This is a genomic window from Arthrobacter sp. Y3221157 (genome assembly GCF_059089865.1).
Window position 1 is genome coordinate 1 of the sequence record NZ_JBNHFD010000207.1, and the last position, 817, is coordinate 817.

Annotated in this window: 1 protein-coding gene; it reads right to left on the reverse strand. The window is 66.5% G+C overall.

The features are described from left to right. Nucleotides 1–817, reverse strand: an 817-nt coding sequence (locus tag AC5RTT_RS20670) for a transposase (protein ID WP_494146724.1), incomplete at both ends; no start/stop codon positions are given.

The following is an 817-nucleotide window of genomic DNA, read 5'->3' on the forward strand; positions in this document are numbered from 1 at the left end:
CCACCTGCTCGGTCCCGGCGATTTTGGCCAGGGTCACGGCTTCGGCCATTTTCACGTTCATTCGCCCCGTCCCTGCTGCGGCGGCTTCCACCAGCCACGTGACGGCGCCATTGCCGATGCTGAGGAATTCGGCTTCGTCTGCGGTGCGGGCTTTGGGTCTGTAATCGCCTGGGATCCGGGTCCTGGTCCCGGGGAAGTGCTCATCGTTGATGGCCGGACTGCCGGGCTTGGCACGTTCATGCCGGGCGACCTCGACCGGGCCTGCGGGGCCGTGATGGACGATGATGACCTGCTCGCCCGGGCCCGTGCCGTGGGCGCGGACGAACACCTTGGCTCCGAGCAGAGGTGCCGGGACGGAATATTGGGCGTTCTCGAACGTCACCATCGGTGTATTTTCCGGGACCGTGCGGGCGTGCCCGAACGCGACCGTATGGGCAGTCTCCGGGACCCGGTGCAGCCTGGGCGCCTCCTCGATGAGCACCGCAGCCGGTTTACGCCTCGTGGCACGGTGCTCACGGTTGTTCACCTCGTCCATGAACACCTCACACGCCTTCTCCAAGTCAGCGAACGAGGAGTACTCGGCCCGCAGATTCGTATCGGTTGGCACCAGGTCAGCCTTGGCCCGCTTCACCGACGCCTCGACCCCGCCCTTCGTGGCGGGGTCCGCGGGCTGGCAGGTCAGTACGGTGACGCCGTAGTGCCGGGCAAAGTCCAGGGTCCGCTGGTTCCGCACCGGCACCCCGGCCACGTGCGCGGTGGTCACCGTCTTCTCGTTATCTGTCAGGACATAGGTTGGTGCGCCGCCCAAGATCCGGAA